At 42.4% G+C, this 623-nt stretch carries 1 protein-coding gene; it reads right to left on the bottom strand.

The genetic code is table 11. The features are described 5' to 3' along the window. Positions 1-173: 173 nt before the first annotated feature. The coding region (locus tag D5R40_RS33625) for an HAD-IC family P-type ATPase (RefSeq protein WP_124155930.1) at positions 174-623 on the bottom strand (450 nt) is incomplete at its 5' end.

Here is a 623-nt window from a genome sequence, read left to right as displayed (position 1 = left end):
TGAATATTTTTTTCATCCCCTTAAAAGGGGAGACTTTGGACCTCATTTTTTGGTAATGGTGAGGATATATATTTTTTAATTTCTCCCACACTCTTCATCCCCCCATCTCCCCAAATTCCCCTCCTGGGAGGGGTTAGGGGTGGGTCCCCATCTGACTCCTAATTAACTATTGTTCAACGAAATGTGCTACGCAGTAATAAAGAGTTTGTCACAACACTCACGGAACTAAATGCCATAAAAGCACCCGCTGCAGCAGGGTTGAGAATAATACCAAAACTCGGCAACAACACCCCCGCAGCTACAGGAATGCCCACAATATTATAGGCAAAAGCCCAAAATAAGTTTTGACGAATTTTGTTGAAAGTAGTACGACTGAGTTTAATTGACTGCACCACATCCATCAATTTATCCTGCATCAATACAATATCAGCAGCTTCCACTGCCACATCTGTACCAGCTTGCATCCCAATACCCACATTTGCTTGAGCTAGAGCAGGAGCATCATTAATACCATCTCCTACCATTGCCACTTTTCCCGCATTTGACTGCAAAGAAGCGATCGCTTCTGCTTTTCCAGATGGTGCCACTTCTGCCAAAATATCTTTTGAATTTATATTTAACTG

It is taken from the genome of Okeania hirsuta, assembly GCF_003838195.1.
GTDB classification, from domain to species: domain Bacteria; phylum Cyanobacteriota; class Cyanobacteriia; order Cyanobacteriales; family Microcoleaceae; genus Okeania; species Okeania hirsuta.
The sequence above is the reverse complement of the archived record's forward strand: the minus strand, read 5'-3'. Positions and strand labels throughout refer to the sequence as shown.